This window comes from Actinoplanes sp. NPDC049599 (assembly GCF_044465625.1).
Classification (GTDB): Bacteria; Actinomycetota; Actinomycetes; order Mycobacteriales; family Micromonosporaceae; genus Actinoplanes.
In genome coordinates this window covers 12,725-36,142 of record NZ_JBITLX010000034.1, presented here as the reverse complement: position 1 = coordinate 36,142, position 23,418 = coordinate 12,725, and the positions used below count along the sequence as shown (strand labels likewise).

Annotated in this window: 17 protein-coding genes; 2 read left to right on the top strand and 15 right to left on the bottom strand. The window is 73.3% G+C overall.

Translation table 11 applies throughout. From position 1 onward, the window contains the following. Positions 1-14 precede the first annotated feature (14 nt). Genes ACIBQZ_RS37595 through ACIBQZ_RS37525 form a run of 15 tightly spaced genes read right to left on the bottom strand, consistent with a single transcriptional unit; the run spans position 15 to position 20,235 of the window. A complete protein-coding gene (locus tag ACIBQZ_RS37595; RefSeq protein WP_396093678.1) occupies positions 15-1,316 on the bottom strand; it encodes an MFS transporter in 1,302 nt (433 codons plus the stop codon). 34 nt (positions 1,317-1,350) lie between these two features. Continuing rightward, entirely contained in the window at positions 1,351-2,490 is a 1,140-nt protein-coding gene (locus tag ACIBQZ_RS37590; RefSeq protein WP_396093677.1) for a saccharopine dehydrogenase family protein, read from the bottom strand. Then, positions 2,483-3,526 (bottom strand): saccharopine dehydrogenase, encoded by a 1,044-nt coding sequence (locus ACIBQZ_RS37585; protein ID WP_396093676.1) that lies wholly within the window; start codon positions 3,524-3,526, stop codon positions 2,483-2,485. The genes ACIBQZ_RS37590 and ACIBQZ_RS37585 overlap by 8 nt, the downstream gene beginning before the upstream one ends. Before the next feature lie 28 nt (positions 3,527-3,554). Then, positions 3,555-4,670, bottom strand: coding sequence for a cytochrome P450 (locus ACIBQZ_RS37580; protein ID WP_396093675.1), 1,116 nt, complete (start codon positions 4,668-4,670; stop codon positions 3,555-3,557). A gap of 11 nt (positions 4,671-4,681) precedes the next feature. Beyond that, positions 4,682-5,914, bottom strand: a complete 1,233-nt coding sequence (locus tag ACIBQZ_RS37575) for an acyl-CoA dehydrogenase family protein (RefSeq protein WP_396093674.1) — start codon at positions 5,912-5,914, stop codon at positions 4,682-4,684. Next, positions 5,914-8,091, bottom strand: coding sequence for an iron-containing redox enzyme family protein (locus tag ACIBQZ_RS37570; protein ID WP_396093673.1), 2,178 nt, complete (start codon positions 8,089-8,091; stop codon positions 5,914-5,916). The genes ACIBQZ_RS37575 and ACIBQZ_RS37570 overlap by 1 nt, the downstream gene beginning before the upstream one ends. Positions 8,092-8,109: 18 nt before the next feature. Beyond that, positions 8,110-9,030 (bottom strand): 3-oxoacyl-ACP synthase, encoded by a 921-nt coding sequence (locus ACIBQZ_RS37565; protein WP_396093671.1) that lies wholly within the window; start codon positions 9,028-9,030, stop codon positions 8,110-8,112. Then, positions 9,027-10,043 (bottom strand): C45 family autoproteolytic acyltransferase/hydolase, encoded by a 1,017-nt coding sequence (locus tag ACIBQZ_RS37560; RefSeq protein WP_396093669.1) that lies wholly within the window; start codon positions 10,041-10,043, stop codon positions 9,027-9,029. Before ACIBQZ_RS37560 ends, ACIBQZ_RS37565 begins: the two co-directional genes overlap by 4 nt. Continuing rightward, positions 10,040-10,645 carry a GNAT family N-acetyltransferase gene (locus tag ACIBQZ_RS37555; RefSeq protein ID WP_396093667.1) on the bottom strand — a complete coding sequence of 202 codons (606 nt, stop codon included), beginning with the start codon at positions 10,643-10,645 and terminating at the stop codon, positions 10,040-10,042. Before ACIBQZ_RS37555 ends, ACIBQZ_RS37560 begins: the two co-directional genes overlap by 4 nt. After that, positions 10,642-10,902, bottom strand: a complete 261-nt coding sequence (locus ACIBQZ_RS37550) for an acyl carrier protein (RefSeq protein ID WP_396093666.1) — start codon at positions 10,900-10,902, stop codon at positions 10,642-10,644. Before ACIBQZ_RS37550 ends, ACIBQZ_RS37555 begins: the two co-directional genes overlap by 4 nt. Next, positions 10,892-12,397, bottom strand: coding sequence for an AMP-binding protein (locus ACIBQZ_RS37545; RefSeq protein WP_396093665.1), 1,506 nt, complete (start codon positions 12,395-12,397; stop codon positions 10,892-10,894). Before ACIBQZ_RS37545 ends, ACIBQZ_RS37550 begins: the two co-directional genes overlap by 11 nt. Next, on the bottom strand, positions 12,397-15,657 hold the full coding sequence (locus ACIBQZ_RS37540; RefSeq protein WP_396093664.1) for an amino acid adenylation domain-containing protein: 3,261 nt from the start codon (positions 15,655-15,657) through the stop codon (positions 12,397-12,399). Before ACIBQZ_RS37540 ends, ACIBQZ_RS37545 begins: the two co-directional genes overlap by 1 nt. After that, on the bottom strand, positions 15,654-17,900 hold the full coding sequence (locus ACIBQZ_RS37535) for a class I tRNA ligase family protein (protein WP_396093731.1): 2,247 nt from the start codon (positions 17,898-17,900) through the stop codon (positions 15,654-15,656). Before ACIBQZ_RS37535 ends, ACIBQZ_RS37540 begins: the two co-directional genes overlap by 4 nt. After that, a complete protein-coding gene (locus tag ACIBQZ_RS37530) occupies positions 17,900-18,931 on the bottom strand; it encodes an NAD(P)/FAD-dependent oxidoreductase (RefSeq protein ID WP_396093663.1) in 1,032 nt (343 codons plus the stop codon). The genes ACIBQZ_RS37535 and ACIBQZ_RS37530 overlap by 1 nt, the downstream gene beginning before the upstream one ends. Then, a complete protein-coding gene (locus ACIBQZ_RS37525) occupies positions 18,928-20,235 on the bottom strand; it encodes a lysine N(6)-hydroxylase/L-ornithine N(5)-oxygenase family protein (protein ID WP_396093662.1) in 1,308 nt (435 codons plus the stop codon). Before ACIBQZ_RS37525 ends, ACIBQZ_RS37530 begins: the two co-directional genes overlap by 4 nt. A gap of 545 nt (positions 20,236-20,780) precedes the next feature. On the opposite strand from ACIBQZ_RS37525, the gene ACIBQZ_RS37520 reads away from it, so the two are divergent. Next, complete coding sequence (locus tag ACIBQZ_RS37520; RefSeq protein ID WP_396093661.1) at positions 20,781-21,743, top strand: DMT family transporter; 963 nt, start codon at positions 20,781-20,783, stop codon at positions 21,741-21,743. A 294-nt stretch (positions 21,744-22,037) separates the two neighbouring features. After that, positions 22,038-23,207 (top strand): serine hydrolase domain-containing protein, encoded by a 1,170-nt coding sequence (locus tag ACIBQZ_RS37515; protein ID WP_396093659.1) that lies wholly within the window; start codon positions 22,038-22,040, stop codon positions 23,205-23,207. Positions 23,208-23,418 lie beyond the last annotated feature (211 nt).

The following is a 23,418-nucleotide window of genomic DNA, read 5'->3' as shown; positions in this document are numbered from 1 at the left end:
TCGGGAAAGGTGGGTCAGGCCGCGGGGACGGGCGCGGGGCCGGCGGGGGCGGGCGCGACCAGCGGGTCGTCCGGTCCGCTGGGCAGCGCCGGCAGCCGGAAGACGGGGGAGAAGAACGTCCAGGCGATCGGGGCGGTCAGCAGCACCACCGTGATCACCATGGCCGGGCGCAGCCCCAGGGACTGCGCGAGCGTGCCGCCGAGCAGCGCACCCAGCGGGATCGTGCCGAACAACACCATCCGGTAACTCGCGTTCATCCGGGCCAGCAGCCGGTTCGGGGTGACCACCTGGCGCAGCGAGACGGTGTTGATGTTGTAGATCACCAGCATGAAGCCGGCCGCGCCGTACGCCGCGGTGAGCAGCGTGACCGAGGCGAGGTCACGGCCCTGGGCGAGCAGGAACGTCAGCGGTGCGAGTCCCGCGACGACGGTGGCCAGGCGCAGCGAGCGGCCGTACCCGACGGTGCGGGTGATCCGGGTGGCCAGCAGCCCGCCGGCCAGCGCGCCGAGCGACCCGATCCCCAGCACCAGCCCGAGCTGCCCGGCGGTGAGACCGAGGTAGCGCACGGTGTAGAGCACGAAGACCGTCATCATGGCGTTCTGCGCGAGGTTGAACGTGGCGGACTGACTGAGCAGGTTGCGCAGCACCCGGTTGCCGAACACGGCGTGCAGCCCCTCGCCGATGGCCGCCCGTACGGTGGGCCGGTCCGCCGCGGCCTGCGGTTCGGGCTCGCGGACGGTCAGCAGCAACAGCATGACGACGCTGAAGGCGTACGAGACCGCGTCCAGGCTCAGCGTGAGCGGAGCACCCAGCGTGGAGACCAGGAACCCACCCACGCCGGGTCCCACGATCATGGCCAGCGAGAACGACGTCTGGAGCCGGCCGTTGGCGTCGGGCAGCTGCGGGCGGTCGACCAGGTTCGGCACCAGCGACAGCGACCCGACGTCGAACAGCACGGTGAACGTGCCCAGCACCAGCGCGATGGCGCCCAGGGTCCAGATGGTCAGGCCGCCGACGGCCGCCAGCAGCGGCACGAGCCCGATGCAGACCGCCCGGAAGGTGTTGCTGGCGATGAGGACCGGCAGGCGGCGGCGCCGGTCGAGCCAGATGCCGGCGAACAGCGACACGACCACGATCGGCACGTAGCGCAGCGCGTTGAGCACGCCGACCTCGAACGCCGACGCGCCCAGCGTGAGCACGGCGACCAGCGGCAGGGCGAAGCGGGTCACCTCGGTGCCGACGAGCGACACCGTCTCCCCGATCCAGAACTTGCGGAAGTCCGGGTTGCGCAGCGCGCCCGGCACGGCTTCGGCCATCAGATCTCTCCGGTTCAGCGGTTCGGCGGACGGGTCAGGAATTTCTCAGCACGCAGTCGAGGCCTCGCCCGCGCAGGAACGTCAGGCAGCGGCCGGCCGCGGCCGGGTCCGCCAGCGCCCGGTGCAGGCCGGCCGGGGTGGCCCCGGCGAGGATCTCGAGGACGCCGTACGCCAGTGGCAGCGACACCGCCCGGGCCATCGCGGTCTCCTGGTCGTCTCCGACGGCGTCGAGCAGGTAGCGCCCGGACCAGCTTCCGGCGTCGGCGGTGACGTTCAGCTCGACCGCGAGCACCACCCGGTCGCGGTCACCGGGACGCATCGGGTACCGGGCGGCGAGTTCGGCGGCGAGCGCGTCCAGGTCGGCGGGACTGCCGTCGCGGACGACGGCGAACACGTCGCGCCAGGCCGCCCGCCAGCCGCCGAGACGCAGGGTGCCCCGCACGAACGTCTCCGGCCGCCAGCCGGCCGGGAAGTCGTACTGGGCCAGGAAGGGCACGCTGTCGCGGTTGGGGTAGACCTCGAACGCCTCGCCGTCCAGGTCGTACGCCGAGACCGCCTCCCAGGGACGCTCGACCGTGCGGGGCACACCGCCCTCGATCGAGCGGGCGGGGGAGCCCAGCGCCGACAGCACGCCCCGGGGGGCCCAGCTGAACCGGTAGCGGAAGTCGTTGGGCTCGGCCGGCACGCCGCCGCAGAAGGACGTGAACCGTACGGATGCCGGGCCGTCACCGACCGCCTTGCGGGCGCGGGTCACCAGGTCGTGCGCGAGCAGGTGGTCGATGCCCGGATCCAGGCCCGCCTCGGTGAGCACCACCAGCCCGGCGGCGCGGGCCGGGCCGTCAGCGGCGGCGAGCTCGGGGGAGGTGTAGCTGGTGCAGGCGAAGTGGGCACCCCGGTCGAGGCAGAGCCGCAGCAGCCCGGCGTGCTCGGTGGCCGGCAGCATGGAGATCACGACATCGCCGGGCCGGACCGCCCCGGACAGCCCGGCGATGTCCGCGGCGGCCACCCGGCCGGACAGGCCGAGTCCGGCGAGGCGGTGCTCGGCCCTGGCGACGGAACGGCCCCACAGCGTCAGTCGCGGCGTGGCGGCGGCCAGCTCGGCCAGGCCGCTGCCGGTGGACAGGCCGGGGCCGGCCCAGTGCACGGTGCCGCTGGCGGCGATCGGCTCAGACATCGGCGGTCCTTCGTTGCAGGGCGAGCCGGAACTCGCCGGCGGCGCGCTGCCAGACCGGGTCGGCGGGATCGTCGAGCCGGGCCAGCAGCGGGGTGAGCTGGGCGGAGAAGGCGGTGCTGGCCTCCGCCGGCAGCAGCGAGGGCAGATTGTCGATGGCGATCAGGTCCAGCGGGTGCCCGCCGCCGCGCAGCCGGACCACCGGCTCCGGCCACGACGTGACCCGCTGGTAGATCGGCAGCGTGTTGCAGTCGGAGGTGACGTCGCAGGTGACGTCGCAGATCAGCGACAGCCGGCGGGGGCTGTCGAGGTCGCGGTGGGTGACGAACGGCGGCACCGGCTCGTGCACCAGGACCGTGTTGATCAGCAGGTCGTGGTCGAGCAGCGCGGCCCGGTCCAGCTCGCGGGTCTCGGCCAGATCCCAGCAGGTCGCGGCGAGACCGGCCGCGGCCAGGGCGTCCTGCGCGCCCTGGCCGCAGCGGCCCTGCGCGCCGATGACCAGTACCCGCGGGGCCGGCTCGCCGGTGCGCGGCGCCAGTGCCGCGTCGAGCTCGCCCTTGGTGTACGGGTGCAACGGCGTCGTCAACCGGCCGCGGTGCCGCAGGATCGACAGCGCGGCGCCCAGATACCCGGCCCAGTAGCCGAACGAGGCCAGCCGCCGGCCGGCGTCGTCGGTCAGGTACTCGGCGTCCAGCAGCATGCCGCCACCGGCCGCGAACCGGCGCAGCAGCTCCTGGGCCCCCTCCTGGTTCTTGTAGGCATGACCGAAGTAGACATGTCGGTGGCGCAGGGCGGCCGGCAGCACCGGAAGCTCCTTGAGCCCCACGACGACCACGTCGTCGGGTGCGTCGAACCACGTGGCGGCCGGCACGATCCGGCAGCCGGCCGCGCGGTATCGCTCGATCTCGACGACCCGCTGCGGCGACTCCTCGACGGTGACGGTCGCGCCGTCGCGGACGAGGCGCTCCGCGTCCACGGCGGTGATGGCGGTACGGCGTTCGGTCTGCCGGGTCTCGTGACGTAACCAGAGGTGGGGCAAGGTGGGCTCCTTCGGCGACAGCGGCCGGCTAGAACGCGGGGATCCGCGCGTTCGCCAGTGGCAGGTAGGTGACCGGCTCGGTGCCGGCCGGGGCGAGACCGGCGGAGAGCACCCCGTCGACGACCGCGGCGGCGATCGTGGTGGCGATCAGCCGTCCGGGGCACGCGTGTGCCCCCGCGCCGAACGTGAACACCGCGGGATCGGGCCGGTCGGTGCGGAACTCCGCGGGCGCCTCGTTGACGGCCGGGTCCCGGTTGGCCGCGGCCAGCACGAGCAGGACCGCGTCGCCGGTGGCCAGCTGGGTGCCGGCGACCACGACCGGTTCGGCCGCGAACCGCCGGGTGTTCTGGATCGGCGCGTCGTGCCGTGCGACCTCGGCGACCACCGCCCGGGTCGGGGCGGACCCCCGGCGCGAGGCGTCCCGGGCCAGGGCGACCAGGGTGTTGCCGATCAGCCCCGCGGTGGCGTCGAAGGTCTGCGACAGCAGCCCGAGGCCGTTGGCGAGCACCGCGGCCGGCTCGGCGTCCGGCCCGGCCGCGCGGACCAGCTCGGCGAGCAGCCCGTCGCCGCGGGCGTCGAGCGCCGGGCCGAGCAGGTCCCGCAGCGCGGCGGCGGCCGTCGCGGCCCGGGCCAGCTGCTCCGGGGTCGCGGTGGCCGGGATGCACTGCACGAAGTCGGCGATCAACGCGCTCGCCTCGTCGGCCGCCGGGTCGTCCAGTCCGCTGAGGACGGCCACGACCTGGGTGGGCACCCCGAACATGAGTTCGCGCAGCGGGGCCTGACGTTTGATCGCGTACGCGGTGCGCTCAGCGGTCACCGCGGTGACCCGGTCCGCGTCGGCGCTGCCGAGCGCCGTGACGACAGCCCGCTTGAGCCGCTGCTGCGGCGCGCCGTCGGTCATCCGCACCAGCCGGCCGAACACCTCCCCGGCGGGCGTGCCGACGATGCCGGCGGGCACCGGCGCGGCCGGCGGGCGCACCCGCAGGGCGGGCTCGTGCAGCGCCGCGGTGACGGACGCCGCGTCCGCGGCCACCCACAGGCCCAGGTCCTCGTCGCGGCCGAACGGGCGGTCGGCGGCCAGGGCGGCGTAGTAGGGGTACGGATCGGCGGCGGTCACCGCGGTGATCGGGTTCAGGTCGGGCACGGTCGGTCCTCTCACAACTCACACGGAACGTCGAAGATCGCGCCGCACAGCTGAGCGCGTCGCAGGTCCAACGAGCCGGCGATGACCTCGCGCTGGACCTCGGTGGCGCCCTCATAGATGCGGAGTGATCGGATCTGACGGTAGAGGCGTTCCGTGATGCTGTCGGCAACCAGGCCCGCGGCGCCGAACATCTGCACGCACTCGTCGACGATGGACTGTGCCGCCTCGGTGGCGTAGACCTTGGCGATCGCCGAGTGCTTCTGGTAGCGCGCCGCCCGGTCGGCCTCCCAGGCGCCGCGGGCCACGAGCAGGCCCGCGGCGTTCAGGCGTACGTCCATGTCGGCCAGGGTCGCGCGGACGGTGCCCAGGTCGCTGAGCCGGCTGCCGTAGATCGCCCGGTCCCGGGTGTGCCGCAGGGCGCTGTGCGCCGCCCGGCGCGCGAACCCGACGGCGGCGGCGCCGACCGTCATCCGGAACCGGTCGAGCACCTCCAGGGCGATCGCAAAGCCGGCGCCGGAGCGGCCCAGCAACGCGTCCGCGCCCAGCCGCACCTGCTCGAGGTGCACGTGACCGAAGGCGCGCGGGGCGACCAGGTCCGCGGGCTCGATCCGGACGCCCGGCGTGTCCGCCGGGACGAGGAACATGCTGAGCCCGAGCGCGGCGGCGCCCTCCCCGGTCCGGGCCAGGACCACGTAGACGTCGGCCGTGCCGGCGTTGGCGATCCACGCCTTGACCCCGTCGAGGACATAGCCGTCACCGTCGCGGGTCGCCCGGGTCGCGGCGGCGGCCAGGTCGGAGCCCGCCTGCGGCTCGGAGACCGCGAACGCTCCCTGCAGCGTGCCGGCCGCGAGCCCGGGCAGGAACCGCTCGTGCTGGGCGGGCGAGCCGTGGCGCAGGATCGGCGTCGCCGACAGGGCCTGGATGGAGAAGGCGAAGTCGGCCAGGTCGTCGGCGTAGGCGAAGGCCTCCCGGGCCAGGCACAGCGACCGCAGGTCACCGTCGGCGCTCGGGCCGCGCGGATCCAGGAAGCCCAGCAGACCGGCGTCGCCCAGCTCCCGCAGCAGGGTGCGGCCGTGCTCGGCGGGCGGGCTCGGCAGGGGCCGCTGCCACAGCCCGGCGTGCCCGGCGGTCCAGGCGGTGACCCGCTCGGCCAGGTCGGTGTGCCGGTCGGTGTAGAAGGGCAGTTGCAGCATCGCCGGGTCGAGGCCGGCCAGGGTCGGTCGTGCGTTGCTCAGCAGCGTCATCAGATCGTCATCTCCGCGGTCGCGGCCGGCGCGCTCATCGCCCGGACCAGGGTGGCTTCGACGAAGTACGCGAACGAGGCGTAGCCCCGCCAGATCCGCCGCCACTCGGGCGCCACCGCGTCGGCGCCGACCGTGCGCGCCACCTCGTCGAGGTAGCCGACGATGATCTCCGCCGACTGGCGGGCGTGCCCGGCCGAGAAGTTGTCGATCGACAGGTGCGCCTCCTCGTAACCCGGGTCGAAGCCGTGATGCCGGAGCTTCTGCATCTCGTGCAGGCGCATCTCGCCGAGACCGAACATCTCGATGCCCAGGTTGTAGCCGAGGATCTCCGGATAGAAGGTGTCCGGGAACAGCGCCAGGCTCAGCTGGTGGATCGAGAAGCCGTACAGGTGGTCGGGCAGCTCGCCCTGGTCGAGGAAGGCGTCGTCGCGGATGTGCGGCACGTCGATGCCCATGCTGTGCAGCACCCGCACGATGAGCGTGATGTGGTTCTTGCGGACGTCGCCGCGGCCCATCTCGTCGGCGTAGATCGACGCCAGCATGCCGTCGCTGATCCGGTGGTAGCGGCCCACGTTGCCGATCCGGTGCGCCCAGGCGCCGTCGATGAGGCTGCCGAGCGCGTACGTCTTCTGGCCGAAGACGACCTCGTCCCGGTCCGGGATCTCGGTCAGCGGCCGGTACGGGTCGACGAGCTTCTTCCAGTAGATCTGCTCGACCCGCTCGAGCAGCGCCGCGGGCGTGTAGTCGAGCCAGCTCGCGTCGGTGAACCGGCCGCCGGCGCCGAACGTGAACAGCATCTCGGCGGCGGCCAGGTTCGCGGCCGCGTGCTCGCGGGCGATCGGCAACGTGTTCGGGTACGACTCGATGTTGACGAGCCGGTGGAACAACGCCCGGTCGTCGGGCGGCGCGGCGACGGCGTAGCCGACATCGGCGGGCTCGGCCGCGCGCAGCGCCGCCGTCCAGCGGGCCGCGGCCTGGTCGCCGAGGCGGTTGACCGGCGGGTCGGTGTCGGGCAGCGTGCCCGCCGCGGCCGCCTCGGCCCAGGCCCGGAAGACGGCGGCCTCCCGCTCGTCGAAGATGCCGAACATCGGCCCGCCGAACTTGATGGCGCGCAGGAACCGGCCGTCGCCGCCCCGGATCGCCTTGAGCTGCCGCGAGTTGCGCATCGTGCGGACGAAGGCGGCCAGGTTCAGCTCGGGGTCGTCCAGCAGCTCGGACAGCTTGCGGCCGGCGACGCGGACCTCGCCGTGCTGGCGGCCGGCGTACGGCGCATGCCGCCCGATGATCTCGCAGACCTTGCCCTCCAGCGGCAGGTCCGCGTACCAGCGGGCGGTCGCCTCGAGCAGGTCCACATGCTCGCGTTCCAGGGCGACGACGAGATCGGCGGCGGTGACCAGCCGCTGCCAGTCGGCGGGGCCGGCCGCCGCGGCGTAGTCGAGCAGCACCTCGCCCAGGTCGGTGTCGCTCAGCCGGGGCGTGCGGCCCAGCAGCCGGTCGTCGACGCCGAGCAGGTGATGGGCCACGTGCGCGCCGGTGGTCTCGGGCAGGAAGCTGGCGGACAGGCGGGACAGCGACAGCTGGAACAGCCCGTGCAGCGCGGTCAGGTCCCGGGTCCGGGCCTGGCTGAGGAAGTCGACCGCGTCGATCGCGGGCAGGTAGACACCGGCCTCCTCGAGCGCCCGGCGCCGCTGGTGGTGGATGCCGCGCTGCGGGTTGCCCTCGCCGTGCAGCACGAAGTGCTGGCCGAAGAGCTGGTTCACGATCACCGCGGGCTGGGTGGCCGGCTGCGAGAGCGTGTCCAGCCAGCAGCCGCCGAGCAGCGCGAGGGGGGCGCGCTGGCGCAGCACCGCGTCGCGCACCTCGGTGTCCGCGACGGCCGCGAGCGCCTCCAGCCGGGACGCGAGGCCGGCGCGGACGCCGACGATCCGGGCGGTGAGCGCCGCCGCGTCCTCGGCCGGGACGCTGCGCCGCGCGGTGTGCTCGTCGAGGAAGGCCGCGACGACGCGGCGGGCGACCAGCAGGCCGACCTGGCTCTCCTGGTCGCGCAGCAGCCGGTGCAGCGCCTCGGCGGGGCGACCGGTGAGGATCGCGCTCGCCGGCGCGGCGGCGGACGGGTCGAACTCGAACGTCCGAGCCGACAGTGACGTGGTCCTGTCCGGCAGTTCGATGGCGGGCACTGTGTCCTCCCCGGTTCTTTACGACGTGGTTCGGGCGCGCAGCAGGACTCCGTGGCGGGCGCCCGGCACGCTGACGGCGAGCAGGTAGGTGGAGCCGTCGGTGATGTCACCGCGGCGGATCCGGTCGGCGAGATTGATCAGCGGGTCGGCGGCGAAGCAGTGCCCCAGCCGGGCCACGTTGCCGGTGTCGAGCTGCGCGGCGGTGAAGCCGCCCTGCCGCTCCTTCATGGCGAGCAGCGGCAGGAACAGGTTGGCGGGCAGCAGGGCGGCGAGGTCACCGGTCGCCACGCCGGTGGTCTTGGCCAGGTCGTCGTTGACCTGCCGGGCCAGCTCCGGGCTGATCTCGTGGGACCAGTCGAGCTCGGCGTTGTGCTGCGCGCCGGCGCAGCCGAGCACCTCGAAGGCCGGTGCGCCGAGTGCGGCGTCGGCGACGAGGCAGCTCGCGGCGCCGTCGCTGAACAGCGCGAACTGCTCGAAGCGGGCATCCTCGGCGGCGACCCGGTCGGCGGTGACGACCAGGACCCGGCGGTGGCGCCGGGCGGCCACCCAGGCGGTGGCCAGGTCGATGCCGGCCAGCAGGTTGGTGCAGCGGTTGAGCGTGATCCCGGTGCAGGCGGCGGTGGGCAGCCCCAGCCCGGTCATGACCTCGGCGACGAAGCCGCCGTGCGTCTCGGGGCCGCCCGCAAAACGCGTGCAGCACAGCAGCACGGCGTCGATCCCGGCCGGGTCCGCGCCGGCGGCGGCGAGGGTCGCGCGCCCGCTCGCCACGGCCAGCGCTCCCACGGACCGGGTCGTGCGCCGTACGCTGCCCCAGCCCCACAGCGCGGGCTGGTCGGGCATCCGGTGCTCGCGGAGCCGGTCGGCGAAGTGCGGCAGCTCGCGGTGCGGGACCTCGATCTCGCCCAGCTCGTACGCGGCTCCGCTCAGCAGGACGGTCATCGGAGCGTGAACACCTCCGTGCTCGACCGGGCTGGATTCCCGGGGCGGACGTGCAGCTCACCCCGCTCGGGCAGCGCGACGACGGCGGCGACCGTGCGCTCGCGGCGGATGTCGCCGTCGCCCGCCACCGTGATCGGCGCCCGCGCGAGCAGGTCCAGATGCTCCTCAGCGCCGGCACCGGCCGGCAGCGCGGCCAGCGCGGCCCGGCACGCCTCGAGGCGGCGCAGCGACGAGTTACGGGCGAAGACGTTCAGCTCGTCGTGCGCCACGAACTCCGGGTCGAGGTAGTGGTTGGTGTGCACCGGCTGCGCCATCGCCCGGAACCGCACCCGGTCGCCGAGCACCTCGGCGTAGCCGGCCTGCTCCCGGTCACACAGCATGAAGCAGCGGGAACTCGCCAGCGGCAGGGCGGCCAGCTGCTTGCCGGCGTCGCCGACGTTGTCGCAGGTGTCGAGCACGTGGCGGATGGCCAGGTAGGGCGGGACGCCCGGCCCCCACTGCCCGCCGAGGACCAGGTTCAGGCCGACCGCCAGGCCACCGCTGTTGAGCCCGAGGTAGCCGAGCAGGCCACCGAAGCTGAGCAGCAGCGACCGCCCGGTGTTGAGCACGGTGATCTGGTCGTCGAGATCACCGTTGAGGTCGACCGTCTGTGCCAGCACCGGTGCCGGGCCGGCCATCGCGTACGTCGTGCAGTCGCCCATCGCCGGCACCTTGGAGTAGCCGAGCAGTTCCCGGCGCACCTGGAGCAGCACCGCGTCGCGGTGCCGGAGCCCGGCGCCGTCGGCCAGCCCGCGGATCTCCTCCGCCAGCTCGGGCAGCGCCTCGGTGATCGCCGCCGCGTAGCGGTCGAGCAGCGGCTCCAGCTCGTCCCGGTCGACCGGCCGGGGCAGGATCCGGTCGAGCCGGGCCAGCCCGTCGTCCAGGAAGTCGTGCAGCGCCCCGGCCCGGGCGCGGCCGTGCCGCAGCCCGCGCTCGTACGGGCCGCCGGTCAGCACGACGGACGGGATCGTCACCGGGCCACCGCCGCCGCGGCTGCGGCCAGGATCCGGTCGACCCCCGGCCACTCCGTGCGCAGCACGCTGTAGAAGATCGCGTCGCGGCGCCGCCCGCCCGGCATCGGGTTGAAGCTGCGCAGCACGCCCTCCTCGACCGCGCCGATGCCGCGCAGCCCCGCGCGGGCCTGCTCGTTGAGCACGTCGGTCTTGAACTCCACCCGCTCGGCGCCCAGCACCGTGAAGGCGAACCGCAGCAACAGCCGCTTCGCCGGCCGGTTGAGGCCCTGGCCGCGGAAGTCGCGGCCGAGCCAGGACCAGCCGATCTCCAGCCGCCGGTCGGGCTCGGCCAGGTTGCCGTAGCTCATGCTGCCCGCGATGCGCCCGGACGCCTTGTCGACCACCACGAACGGGATGCGCTTGCGGGCCCGCAGATCGGCCAGCATCGTCTCGAAGAACGCGTCGAACTCCTCCTGGGTCTCCACCCGGGACACGAAGTAGCGCCAGATGTCCGGGTCCATCGCCACGTCGTGGATCGCCGCCCGGTCCTCGGCCCGCACCGGACGCAGCAGGACGACGTCGTCCTCCAGCCGGGCGGCCGCCGCCTGCTCGGCCCAGCTCATGCCACGGCTCCCTGGTGTGCGGACAGCGCGGAGACCAGGTCGTCGCCGCTGCGGACCGCGGCGATGTCCTGCTCGGTGAAGTGGGCCACGTCCACGCCGGACTCGTCGCACGCCGAGATCACCAGCAGCACCTTGTTCAGGGAGGTGAGCCCGTACTGGCCCGCCAGGTCCGCGGACATGTCCAGCTCGGCGGGGGTGACGTCGGTGAGGACCTGCACTATCCGGTCGCGGACCATCGTCTGAAGATCAGTGGACATGCACACCATCGCCTTTCGCCGTGATCGCCGTGGAGTACCGCGCCAGGATCTGGGCCCGCCGCGGCTTGTACTGGGAGGTCAGCAGCCCGTTGCCGATGCTGAACGGCTCGGCGGCCACCACCACCCGCCGGATCTGCTCGTCGCGTTCCAGCGCCGCGTTGGTGCGGGCCAGGTGCCGCTCGATCGCGGCCGGGTCGGTGGCACCGGCCGGCGACACCACCGCCACCAGGTGCGTCTGCGCCGGGCAGAACACCACGGCCTGGTCGATCAGCGGGCTGTCGCGCAGCTGCTCCTCGATCGGCCGGACCACCACCTTCTTGCCGTTGTCCAGCACGATGACGTCGTCCGCGCGGCCCCCGATCCAGAGGAAGCCGTCGGCGTCGATGCGGCCGAGGTCGCCGGTGCGCACCACGCCGTCCGTGCCGAAGACGCGCTCGGATTCGCCGGGCGCGGCGTAGGTGTAGCGCATGCCGACCGGGTCGTCGCTGCGGACGCAGACCCGGCCGTCGGCGTCGATGAGGACCTGCTTGCCCGGCAGGACCTGGCCGACGCTGCCGCGCCGGTTCGCCTTCGGGTGGTTCTTGCTCACGATGCAGGTCTCGTTGAGCCCGTAGCCCTCGAAGATCGGCATCCCGCAGTCGTCGAAGAACCGCAGCGTCGCCGGGTCGGCCGGCGCCGATCCGGTCCACAGGTAGCGGATCCGGTCGCCGAAGAGCGCCTGCGACGCCTCGGTGACATCGATCGACCGGCGGGCGGCCTGTTCCTCGATGTGCCGCTGGGCCGTCGCGAAGAAGCCCGGCACCCCCATGACCACCGTCGGGCGGGTCCGCCGCATCGCCGCGAAGGCCGCCGCGTACGAGCTGATCGTCACGTCGTGGCCGAAGACCAGCGCGGAGTAGACCCAGTACCGCTGCTGGAGCAACGACAGCGGCAGGAACACGAAGATGTCGTCGTCCGGGCCGTGGGCGAACATCTCCTGCACCGCCCGCAGCGACGCGTCGATGCTGCCCACCGAGGCGGCCAGGCCCTTGGGGCGGCCGGTGCTGCCCGAGGTGAACTTGATCGTGGTCGCCTCGTGCCGTTGCCAGGGCAGCGCGATCCCGCCCGGACGCTCGGCGAGCTTGTCGACCTGGGCGATCGGCCTGATCCGGGCGTCGCCGGAGACGGGCGCGTCGGTGAACAGCAGGGTGAGCCCGTACTCGTCGGCGGTCTGCGGGGTGGCGTCGAACTTGCCGGGCTCGAACCCGCAGGTCACCGCCTTCATCCGGAGGGCGGCGAGATCCAGCAGCACCCACTGGAGGCTGTTGGCGGCCAGGATGCCGATCCGGTCGCCGGGGCGTACCCCCTCGGCGTACAGGGCCGCGGCGAGCCGGTCCGCCGCGGCGTGCACCTCGGTCAGCTCGATGCTCTGGTCGCCGCCGAGCCGGGCGATCCGCAGCCGGTGCCCGGGCGCCGGAACTGCCGACACCATTTGGTTGATCAGGTTGTCGGTCATCACGCGTCCGCCCGCAGTCGCCGCGCCAGCAGGCGTACGGTCCGGACCTCGTACATCTGCTCCAGCGGGATGGTGACACCGAAGTGCTTGCGTACCTCGGTGAGGATCCGGGCGGCGGCCAGGGAGTCGCCGCCCAGGTCGTACACGCTGGCCTCCGGCGCCACCGTGGGCACCCGCAGGATGCCCGCCCACAGCTGGGCCAGCTCGGCCTCGACGGAGTCGGCCGGCAGGGCCGGTCCGGACCCGGCCGGGGCCGCACCCGGTGCCGGTTCTGCGGCTGGCTCCGCGGCCGGCGCGGTCTCGGCGAGCCGGCCCCGGTCGACCTTGCCGTTGCGGGTCAGCGGGAGGCTCTCGTGCCACGCCACCCCGCTCGGGATCATGTAGTCGGGCAGCTGGACGGCCAGCTGCTCGCGCAGCTCACCGAGGGTGGGCCGAGCCGTGCCGGCGGCCACCAGGTGGGCCACCAGCCGGTCGCCGTGCGCACCGGACGTCCGCACGACCACGGCCTGCTTCACCGCGGCGAGCCCGACCAGCCGGGCCTCGATCTCGCCGGCCTCGATCCGGTAGCCGTTGATCTTGATCTGGAAGTCGCTGCGCCCGAGGATCTCGATCGAGCCGTCCGGCAGGTACCGGCCCAGGTCGCCGGTGCGGTAGAGCCCGTCGGCGAAGCGCTCCGCGGTCCGCTCGGTGTCTCCGTGGTAGCCGCGGGCCACCCCGGTGCCGCCGGCCCAGATCTCGCCGGCCACCCAGTCCGGCCGGTCCCAGCCCTGGGGCCCGCGGACGAACGCGGTGTTGTTGCGGTTGGGCCGCCCGTACGGCACCGGCCGGCTCCCGTCGTCGGCGGCGCCGATCGGGTGCAGGATGTTCCAGATCGTCGTCTCGGTCGGGCCGCCCAGCGAGACGACCTCGAGGTCCGGCTTGAGCCGCAGCAGCGCGGCCGGCAGCTCGGGCGGGATCCGGTCGCCGCTCATCATGACCAGGCGCAGGCTGTCCAGCCGGGACGGATCGGCGGCGGCCTGCTCGTGCAGCAGCGCGACGATCGCCGGCACCGAGTTCCACACGGTGACGCCGTGCCGGGCGCACAGGTCCAGCCAGTGCGCGGGATCCGCGGCCCGGTCCGCGTCGGGCAGCACGATCGCCGCGCCCACCGACAGGGCGCCGAAGACGTCGTAGACCGACAGGTCGAAGTTGAACCCGCTGATGCCGAAGAACCGGTCGGTGGCATCGACGCCGAACCGCGCCGTGCAGTCCGCGACCACGTTGGCGACGTTGCGGTGGCTGACCATGACGCCCTTGGGCTGCCCCGTCGTGCCGGAGGTGTAGAGCACGTAGGCCAGGTCGTCGACGTGTGCGCGGGCGGGGGAGTCCACGGTCTCGGCCGAGAGCACGTCGTCGAGCAGGAGCGCGTCGGGTTCCGCGCCGGGGGCGTTGGTCAGGACGTACCGGACCTTGCCGTCCTCCAGCAGGAAGGCCCGCCGCGCCGCGGGCAGCCCGGCGTCCACCGGCAGGTAGGCGGCCCCGGTCAGCAGCGTGGCCAGGATGCCGACGATCTGCTCCGGCCCGCGCCGCATGACCAGCCCGACCAGGTCGCCGCGGCCGACACCGCGCTCGCCCAGCCAGCACGCGGCGCCCCGGGCCCGGCGGACCAGCTCGCCGTAGGACACCCCGCCGTGCGCGGTGATGATCGCCGGCGCGTCGGGCCGCTCGGCCGCCCGGTCGAGGATGTCCTGCCACAGCAGCCGCCCGCTCTCCGGCGCCGCGGTGGCGTTGGCCTGCTCCCGGCGCCGCCGCTGGCCGGCCGGGAGCAGGTCGACGTGCGCCGGGTCCCACCCGGCGTCGTCGCAGAGGCTCTCCAGCAGGTGCTGGTAGCCGGCCACGAGGGCGGCCGGCAGCCCGTCCGGGAACAGCTCGTCGACGGAGTCGACCTGGACGATCAGGCAGCCGTGCTGCTCCATCGCGAAGACGTTGAGGTACACCTGCGGCGTCTGGCTGACCGTGAAGACCTCGGGCCCGAACAGGTCGAGGGCGGAGCCGTCGACGCCCGGCCGGACGTACCCGATGGCACAGTTGAAGGTGTACGGCGCGCGGGCCGGGCGGCCGCTGCGGCCGATCTCCCGGAGCACCTCGACGCCCGAGACGTGCCTGTTCTCCAGGGCCTGGCGCAGGTTCTGCTGGATCCGCACGCACCGCCGCGCGAAGTCCGCGTCCGCCTCGACGACGGCCTCGACCAGCATGACGTCGGAGAAGTTGCCGATCGCGTCGAAGATGCGGGGGTGGATCGGCGGCCGGTTGGCCACCGTGGTGTTGATCGTGAACCGCTCCCCGGCGCCCCAGTACGCCAGCGTCTGGGCGTACGCGGTGAGCAGCACGGCGTTCGGCGTCAGGCCGCGCCGCCGGGCGATTCTGGTGAGCTTCGCCCACTGTCCCTGCTCGAGGCGGACCTCCCGCTGGGTGAAGCGGGGGCGCCGCACCGCGGCCGGGTTCGTCGCCAGCGGCAGGTCGGGCACCGGCGCCAGGTCGTCCAGGCGGTCGCGCCACCAGCGCAGCGATCGCGCCGCGGGCGCAGACCCGGCGGCCTGCTCGAGCTCGCGGACGTAGTCGCCGAACGCCGCCTCCGGCCCGGCCGGCGTCTCTCCCCGGTACGCCTGCCACCAGGCCCGGAAGAACAGGAACATGCTGATCCCGTCCATCACCAGGCCGTCGTGGCTGACGTGCAGCACCATCCGGTCGTCGGCCAGGATGCTGACCTCGGCGTGCACCAGCGGCGGCCGGCCCAGCGGCAGCACCCGGTGCGAGGCGCGCTCGCGGTAGGCGGCGTGGGCCCGCTCCCGGTCGGCGGCCGCCAGGGCGCGCAGGTCCCGGATCCGGATGTGCACCGGTACGTCGTCGTGCACGAGCTGGCGCCCGCCCGGGGTGAACTCGGTGCGCAGCGCGGAGTGCCGGGCGACCACCGAGGCCAGCGCCGCCTCCAGCCGCGGCACGTTCCAGCTGCCCTCGAACTCGTGGTAGACGTGGCTGGCGCCGCCACCCAGCTCCGCCACGTCGCCGCGGCCGACCAGATAGGCACGCTGCAGCGGGGTGGTCGGGTCGCCCGGCGGCGCCTCGAGGTGCGTCAGCAGGTCGCTCTTGAGGGCGCGGATGCGGGACACCAGCTCGGCGTCCATCCGCTCGGTCGGTCCCTGCAGGCGCAGGTCGCCCCCGGTGGCCGTGATGGCCAGCCCGCGTGCGCCGATGTCGCGCAGCAGCTCCTGGATGCTCATGCCGGCACTGCCCCGGCGAGGGCGGGCGGACGGGCGATGGCCGCCGCGAGGTCGGTCACGGTGGCCGCACCGAGCAGCTCGTCGATGCTGAGTTCCACGCCGCAGTGCTCGAGGATCTGGTACTGCAGGGTCACCGCGTGCAGGGACGTCGCGCCCAGCTCGGTGAGGGTGTGCCCGGCGACCTCCTGGCCGGGCTCCAGCAGCGCCGTCACGGTCTCGCTCAGCCAGCCGAGGTGCGCCGGGCCGGCGGCCGGGGCCGGGGCGGCGCCGGGCGCCCGGAAGAAGACCCGGTCCGCCAGGCTGATCGGCGAGCCCGGCTCGACCAGGGTGACCGTGGCCGGCCAGGCCGTGACCGGGCTGCCGCCGAGAGACTCCGCGAGCTTGGCGGCGAAGCGGGGCATGACCGGCGTCGCGCAGGTCGCCAGGAGCTTGGCCGCGGCCAGTTCCAGGGCGACGGCGGTGCGGGCCTCGGCGCGCCAGCCCGCCGACTGCGCCACCCGCGCCTCCTGCGCCACGAACCGGCGGACGTCGGCGACGATGCCGTCCAGCTCGGCCGAGGCCTGGTTGAGGGAGAACCCGTCCGGGCCGAGCGCGCCGGTCACCGCGGTCAGGCGGGCGGAGAGCCGGGCGAGGAAGGCGGTGTGCTCGGGGGTCCAGTTGCCGGCGTCGGGCGCGGTTGCGCCGTACGTCTCGGTGACCCGGCGCCCGAGGTCGTGCAGCCACTGCTGCCAGCCGCCGATCAGGGTGTCCCGCACCGCGGCCTCGTACGCGGCGAGCTCGAAGTTGGTCCGCCGGCCCTCCGAGCGGATCCGGGAGAGGTAGTAGCGCACCGCGTCGACGGTGTCCGGGCCGAGGATCTCCTTGCCCCAGATCGCGTGCCGCCGGCTGGTGCTGAACTTCGCGCCGTCGAGCAGCAGGAACTCGTTGACGTGGTAGTCGATGTCCGGGGTCCACTGCGGATAGGCCAGCTTGTACAGCGCCGGGTAGAGGATCGCGTGGTAGAAGCTGTTGTCGTAGCCGAAGAAGTGGACGATCTTCCAGTCCGGCCGCGGCTCGTGGGCCTGCCAGCCGGTGCCGAGGCGCTCGCCCAGCTCGGCGATGCCGTGCAGGAACCCGTAGGACATCTCGGGCCACACCCAGATGACCTGATCGGTCAGGTCGGTCTCGGCGGGCGGCACGCCCCAGCCGGACGGGTGGCTGACCGGCACGTCGACGCGGCCGCGGGCGAACAGCCGCTCGGCGAGCTCGCGCAGCCGGGCCGGCACCCGGCCGAGGTGATGGTGCTCGGCCACCTCGTCGGCGTGCTCGTGCAGCGGGAGCAGGTAGCGGCTCTGTGTGCCGGCGACGGGCGGCACCGCGGAGTGCCGGGCGACCGGGTCGACCAGGTCGTGGCAGAAGTTCGGCTCGCCGCACTCCTCGCAGATGTTGCCGCCGGCGCCCGAGCCGCAGTGCGGACAGCCGCCGGAGACGTCCACCTCGTAGAGGTAGCGGCCGGTCTCGCCGTCGCGCAGCGCGGGAGCCTCGCCGGGCGCGATTCCGCCGGAGGCGACCAGCCGGGAGAAGAACGCCTGCAGTTGCGCCCGGTAGGTGGGGTCGGCGTCGGTCACCGTGTACTGGTCCAGCGGCACGTCGAGCAGCTCAAGGGTCCGGGCGATCTCGGCGCTGTAGTGCGCGGCGGTCTCGGCCGGCGTACGGCCCTCGCGGCGCGCGCACTCGACGACGTAGCTCTGGTAGTCGTCGCTGCCGGTCAGGTGCCAGGCCTGGTTGCCGATCAGCCGCTGGAAGCGCACGTACACGTCGGCGCCGAGGTACGGGCCGGAGAGATGACCGAGGTGCAGGTCCCCGTTGGGGGTGGGGGGCGTGGAGAAGACGAAGACCGGACGGTCGCGCAGCCTGCCCCGTTCGACGGTGCCGGCCCGCTCGCCGGCCCGCTCGGCGTCCCGCCAGTACAGCGTGGCGAAGATCAGGTCAGTGGTGCCGTCGTTGGCGACGACATGGGTCTCGAACGGCTCGAACTGGGCCACCGAGCCGGGCTGCACCCGGTGCCGGCGCCCGTCGACGATCAGGTCACCGGTGCCGGCGACGATGACAAACGTCTCGGTCTCGTCGTGCTGGTGCGGGTCCGAGCTGACCCCGGGCCGCACCCGGCCCCAGCCCGCGCCGACCCCGAGACCGTCGATGCTGCTCATGTCGATGCCGAAGGCGTCCGAGAGGTCGGCCACGTCGTAGGTGCTGAGAATCATCACTGGCCTTTCGTGTCGAGCAGGTCCACGGCCTCCGCGGCGATGGCGGGCCCGAGGCGGTACCCCGACCCGTTGGCGCCGCCGGCGAAGACGACGCGTCCGGTCGCGTCGAGGGCCCGGACGGCGGGTTGCCGGTCGGGGGTGTACGCGTCGCAGAAGACGCGTCCGGTGGTGCAGCGGCCGGCCAGTTCGGGTGCGTACCGCGCGAGCACGGCGCGGGCCTCGCGCAGGTGGTCCGGCGTCAGGGCGGGCGCCGCGGCGTCGGGGTCGACGTCCCACTCCTGGCAGGTGTAGCTGAACAACCAGTGGCCGCGGTGCCGGAGCGGCAGCAGGAACGCGTCCTCGTCGTGCATGACGATGCACGGGTCGGTGGCGTCGACGGGCGTGTCGACGTGCAGCGCCACGATCCGCTTGATCTTGATCTCCAGCGGGGCGAGCAGCTCGCGCCACGCGAGGTCCCGCGTCCACGGGCCGGGGGCCAGCACGACCCGGCCGGCTATCAGGTCCGCGCCGGTGGACAGGCTCAGCCGTACGGCGTCGTCGCCGGGGCGGACGGCGGTCACGGCCACGCCCTCCCGTACCCCGGGGGGAGCGAGCCGGGCGGCGAGCGCGCCGACCTCGGCGTACTGGCCACCCTCGACCGTCCAGGCGCGACCACCGGGCGGCACCGCGACGTCCGGCCGGCCGGTGCCGGCGGTCTCGGTCAGCTTCGCGCTCGGCAGGTACGCCTCCCGCACCGCATCGGCCGATCCGGCGTCGGCGACGACCGTCATGGCGAGCGGATGGATCGGGGCGCCGGGATCCTCCTCGGCCAGTCGCGCGTAGTAGGCCTCGCTGTAACCCGCCATGTCCCGGACCCGGGCCGAGGCGCCCCGGGGGAAGTGCAGGCCGGCCGAGCGCCGGCTCGCCCCGGAACCCGCCGCGTCGCGGTCGATCACGACGACCCGGGCGGCCGGGTCGCGGCGGCTGATCTCGCGGGCGATCAGGGTGCCCACGATGCCGGCACCGACGACGGCGACGTCGGTGGTCACGACGCCACTTCCTGCTTGCTCGACCACTCGATGAACGACGGGGTCTGGTTCTCCGTCCGGACACCGCGGATCTTGTCGACGATCCGCTGGGCGCGCCAGGCGAGCAGGCTCAGGTTGGGGTCGGCGAGCCCGCGCTGCCCGCGCGCCGCGTTCTGGACGAAGATGTTGCGGTCGGCCGGGCCGTCCCAGGCCACCGCGAAGCTGTCGTCGATGCGCAGCTCGTCGCCCTCGCGCTCCAGCCGGTGCGCGATCGGGGCGAGGAAGTCCATCCGGGCCGGCCGGAAGCCGGTGGCCCAGACGATGACGTCGACGTCGAGCTCCTCGCCGACGTCGTGCAGGTCGTTGTGGGCCAGGGTGATCTTCCAGCCCTCGTCCTCGGCCCCGGTCACCTGCAGCACTTCCCGGTTCGGGTAGAGGGCGAACAGGTCCACGCAGCCGTGCACGAACCGGTGCAGGTAGGCCCGCTGGTAGATGTCGCGCAGGGTCGCCTCGGAGATGCCGTCGCTGGTGAGGACGTGGCGGCGGCTGAACGCGTCACGGGTGGTCCGCTCGAGCTTGGCGAAGTAGTCCGAGAAGGACGGCATGTAGTAGTCGTTGGTGAAGGGCGAGTCGTCGATCGGCAGGAAGTTGGGCCGGCGGGAGACCCAGGCCACCCGGCGGGGGAGCTCGTTCGCGGGACGGGAGATGAGCTCCAGGAAGGCCTCGGCCCCGGACTGCCCGCCGCCGACCACCGCAACCCGCTTGCCGGCCAGCTCCGCCGTGCGGTACAGGAACTCGCTGACGTGGAACTGGGTGCGGCCGAGGGCGTCCCGGGCGTGCTGCGGCACCCAGGTCTCGGTGCCCACCCCGATCGCGATGTTGTCGGCCCGCATCGTGCCACCGGTCGTGCGCACCACGAACTCGCCGTCGAAGTCGACCGACAGCACCTCCTCGTCGAAGGCGATGTTGGCGTTGCGCTGGCTGGCCCACCGCATGTAGTTGCGGAACTCCTGCCGCGGCACGGCGTCGAACTGCGCGTTGATGAAGTGGTACAGCCGGCCCTGCTCGTGCAGGTAGGACAGGAACGAGAAGGCGTTCGTCGGGTCCGAGAGCGTGACGAGGTCCTTCAGCGTCGACACCTGCAGGGTCGCGCCGGGCATCTGCTGGCCGTCGTGCCACCCGAAGGTCGCCCGGCGCTCGATGAAGCGGTTCGTGATCTCGGAGTGCCCGTGCATCAGGCTGGCCAGGCTCAGATTCGCCGGCCCCGCGCCGATGCCGAGACACCGGAAATGTCTGACATCCTCGTCCCGTGACTTGGCTTCCACGTTCAGAATCACCTTCCTGATGCGGGGAACGCGCATTCGTGGTCCCGGCCGCAGGATTACGCCTTCACGACGTCCTGGAAAGCTTTCCCACTGCGGTTTCGGCAACCTTCGACGGGAAACGTAGGCCAGGCACTTGGGGCTGTCAACGAGCCTTATAGAGACGCTTAATTTTCGGTATTGAAGTGCTTAAAAACGCTGGTCCGGGCGCTTCGACACCCGCTTTTACCGCCTTTTCTGTCGTCCGTCCGACACCGCCACGCCCCTCGCCGGCGAGGGAATCCCGACGATCCGGACCGTCGCAATCACCTGAGTTCGCTACTAAACCGACGAGCCGGACATCTGGCGTTTCTCGGGCCGTGCCGCCCGCGCCACGGTATTCGAATTCCCGCACATTTACGGTCGGCAAATCGACGTACGTCGAGGCGTATAGGCAATGCGAAGGCATTCGTGGCCCGTGCTACGGTCGCCGGGCCGGCCGCACCCCGAGCGCCGCGGATTCCGGTGGGGCCCGAGCTGTCGGCAACCGCAACGGAGGTTTGTCGTTCATGGTGGATTCCGCGCGCCGGACCTCGCGAAGCGCGCTGGCCGCCGCGGCCGTCACCGTTGTCCTCTGGGCCTCGGCCTTCGTGGCGATCCGCGCGGCCGCACCCCACTTCTCGCCGGGTGCGCTGGCCCTGGGCCGGCTCCTCGTCGGCTCGGCCTGCCTGCTGGCCGTGCTGCTGGTGCGCCGCCAGGGGCTGCCGCCGCGGGGCGCCTGGCCCGGCATCGTGATCTCCGGCGTGCTCTGGTTCGGCCTCTACATGATCACCCTCAACTGGGGTGAGCGCCTCGTCGACGCGGGCACCGCCGCGATGGTGATCAACGTCGGGCCGATCATCATGGCGCTGCTCGGCGGATGGCTGCTGCACGAGGGATTCCCGCCGCGGCTCATGGCGGGCCTCGCCGTGTCGGCCGCCGGCGCCGTCGTCGTCGGGGTGTCCATGTCGGGCGGGGGCCGGTCTTCGCTGCTCGGCGTCGCACTGTGCCTGGTGGCGGCGCTGTCGTACGCGGCCGGGGTCGTCGGCCAGAAACCCGCGCTGCGCCATGCCTCCGCCCTGCAGGTCACCACGTTCGGCTGCGTCATCGGCACGGTCGCCTGCCTGCCGTTCGCGGGGCAGCTGATCTCCGAGGTCCAGGACGCGCCGGTCAGCATGATCCTCTGGGTCGGCTACCTCGGCGCGTTCCCGACCGCGCTGGCCTTCACCACGTGGGCGTTCGCGCTCGCCCGCTCCACCGCCGGCCGGATGGGCTCGACGACGTACGCGGTCCCCGCCGTGGTCGTCCTGCTGTCCTGGATCTTCCTGGGCGAGGTGCCGGGCCTGCTGACGGCCCTCGGCGGCGTCCTGTGCCTCGCCGGCGTCGCGGTGTCCCGCAGCACCAGCCGCCGCGCCCCGACCCCGGCCGCCGCGCCGACCGAACCGAGCGCGTCCCCCTCCGTCGAGTCGGCGACCCAGCAGGCCGACCGCTAGGACCGGATCTTCGCCGCCGTCACCCAGGCCATGGCGGTCCAGCACGGCGGCGCCCCGGCGCCGGCCGCCGTGCTGCGCTGCGCCGCCCGGCGCATCAGCGGCCCCGGCCGCCACGCGTCTCCGGACGATCTCGCCGCCGCCGCGGCTGTGGACGAGCGCGAGCGGACGCGCAAAGGCGGGTACGCGGGGGTTAACCCGACCCCGCTTCGGGGGGACTGCCGGATGGGAACGCAGCGAGAAGCTTCCTACCGTCAAGGTTCCTGGTTCACCCGGATCCCTTGGAGGTTCCCTGTCATGTCCACGCATCTGGGCCGGTGGGCCCTGGCCGCCGCGCTGGCGGCGGCCCTGGTCGCCGGCAGCGCGGTGCCGGCCACCGCCGCCGGGCCGACCCGCGACGACCGGCGGTTGCAGGTCGCGCTCGACGACCTGCACGACCTCGGCATCACCGGAGCCCAGGGGATCACCCGGGTCGACGGTGTCACCACCCGTGCGCGTGCCGGCGTCGGCGACCTCGAACGCGGCACGCCGGTGCCGCTCGACGGTTACTTCCGGATGGGCAGCAACACCAAGACCTTCGTCTCGGTCGTCGTGCTGCAGCTCGTCGGCGAGGGCAGGCTGTCGCTGGACGACACGGTCGAGCGGTGGCTGCCCGGGACGGTCGCCGGCAACGGCAACGACGGCCGCCGGATCACCGTTCGCCACCTGCTCCAGCACACCAGCGGCATCCACAACTACACCGACGACCTCGCGGTGCTGAACTCCCACGAGGCCTACCTGGCGCACCGGTTCGACCACTACGAAGCCGTCGATCTCGTGGCCCTGGCGATGAAACACGAACCCGGCTTCGCGCCCGGGACCCGGTGGGACTACTCCAACACCAACTACATCCTCGCCGGCATGGTCATCGAGCGCGTGACCGGCCGGTCGTGGGCCACCGAGGTGCGCGCCCGCATCCTCCAGCCGCTCGGGCTGCGGCGCACCTCGTCGCCGGGCGACCGGCCGTCCCTGCCGGCGCCGCACGCCAAGGGCTACCAGCAGTGGACCCCGCGGGGCCCGCTGACCGACACGACCCTGTTCAACCCGACCGTGGCGGGGGCGGCCGGCGACCTGGTCACCACGCCGACCGAGCTGGCCCGTTTCTGGCAGGCGCTGCAGCGCGGCCGGCTGCTCAAGCCGCGGCAGCTGGCCCAGCTCCACCGGACGGTGCTCGCCGACACGTTCCAGGACCTCATCCCCGGCGCGCGGTACGGCCTCGGCATCATGTTCATCCCGAACCGGTGCGGCGGCTACTGGTCGCACGGCGGTGACGTGCCCGGCATGAGCACCGCCAACGGCGTGAGCCCGGACGGCGACCGCGTGGCGGTGCTTTCGCTGACCACCCAGCTCGCCGACGAGCAGGCGGCGCGCGCGGTCTACGGGCGCACCTTCCGGCTCATGGACGACGTGATCTGCGGAGCCGGGTAGCGCCGGCCCGCCTCCGGTGCGGGGAGGTCCGTCCGGGTGCTGAGCCCGGGCGGGCCGGTCGCGCTCGTGGGAGCGCTCCCATGGTCGCTCCGCCATCGATTATTGTCAACAGTGCCGACCAATAAAATCGCTATTAATGCGCGGAACAGTGACTCCCTTGAATGTGCGGAAACATTCTGGCATCTTCCTCAGCGGAGCCGAGTGCTCGTCC

Excerpts from the sequence above, each read along its gene's own strand:
- ACIBQZ_RS37595 (WP_396093678.1), bottom strand. The coding sequence starts at position 1,316 with ATGGCCGAAGCCGTGCCGGGCGCGCTGCGCAACCCGGACTTCCGCAAG.
- ACIBQZ_RS37540 (WP_396093664.1), bottom strand. The coding sequence starts at position 15,657 with ATGAGCATCCAGGAGCTGCTGCGCGACATCGGCGCACGCGGGCTGGCC.
- ACIBQZ_RS37545 (WP_396093665.1), bottom strand. The coding sequence starts at position 12,397 with ATGACCGACAACCTGATCAACCAAATGGTGTCGGCAGTTCCGGCGCCC.
- ACIBQZ_RS37515 (WP_396093659.1), top strand. The coding sequence starts at position 22,038 with ATGTCCACGCATCTGGGCCGGTGGGCCCTGGCCGCCGCGCTGGCGGCG.
- ACIBQZ_RS37575 (WP_396093674.1), bottom strand. The coding sequence starts at position 5,914 with ATGACGCTGCTGAGCAACGCACGACCGACCCTGGCCGGCCTCGACCCG.
- ACIBQZ_RS37590 (WP_396093677.1), bottom strand. The coding sequence starts at position 2,490 with ATGTCTGAGCCGATCGCCGCCAGCGGCACCGTGCACTGGGCCGGCCCC.
- ACIBQZ_RS37535 (WP_396093731.1), bottom strand. The coding sequence starts at position 17,900 with ATGATTCTCAGCACCTACGACGTGGCCGACCTCTCGGACGCCTTCGGC.
- ACIBQZ_RS37565 (WP_396093671.1), bottom strand. The coding sequence starts at position 9,030 with ATGACCGTCCTGCTGAGCGGAGCCGCGTACGAGCTGGGCGAGATCGAG.
- ACIBQZ_RS37550 (WP_396093666.1), bottom strand. The coding sequence starts at position 10,902 with ATGTCCACTGATCTTCAGACGATGGTCCGCGACCGGATAGTGCAGGTC.
- ACIBQZ_RS37520 (WP_396093661.1), top strand. The coding sequence starts at position 20,781 with ATGGTGGATTCCGCGCGCCGGACCTCGCGAAGCGCGCTGGCCGCCGCG.
- ACIBQZ_RS37555 (WP_396093667.1), bottom strand. The coding sequence starts at position 10,645 with ATGAGCTGGGCCGAGCAGGCGGCGGCCGCCCGGCTGGAGGACGACGTC.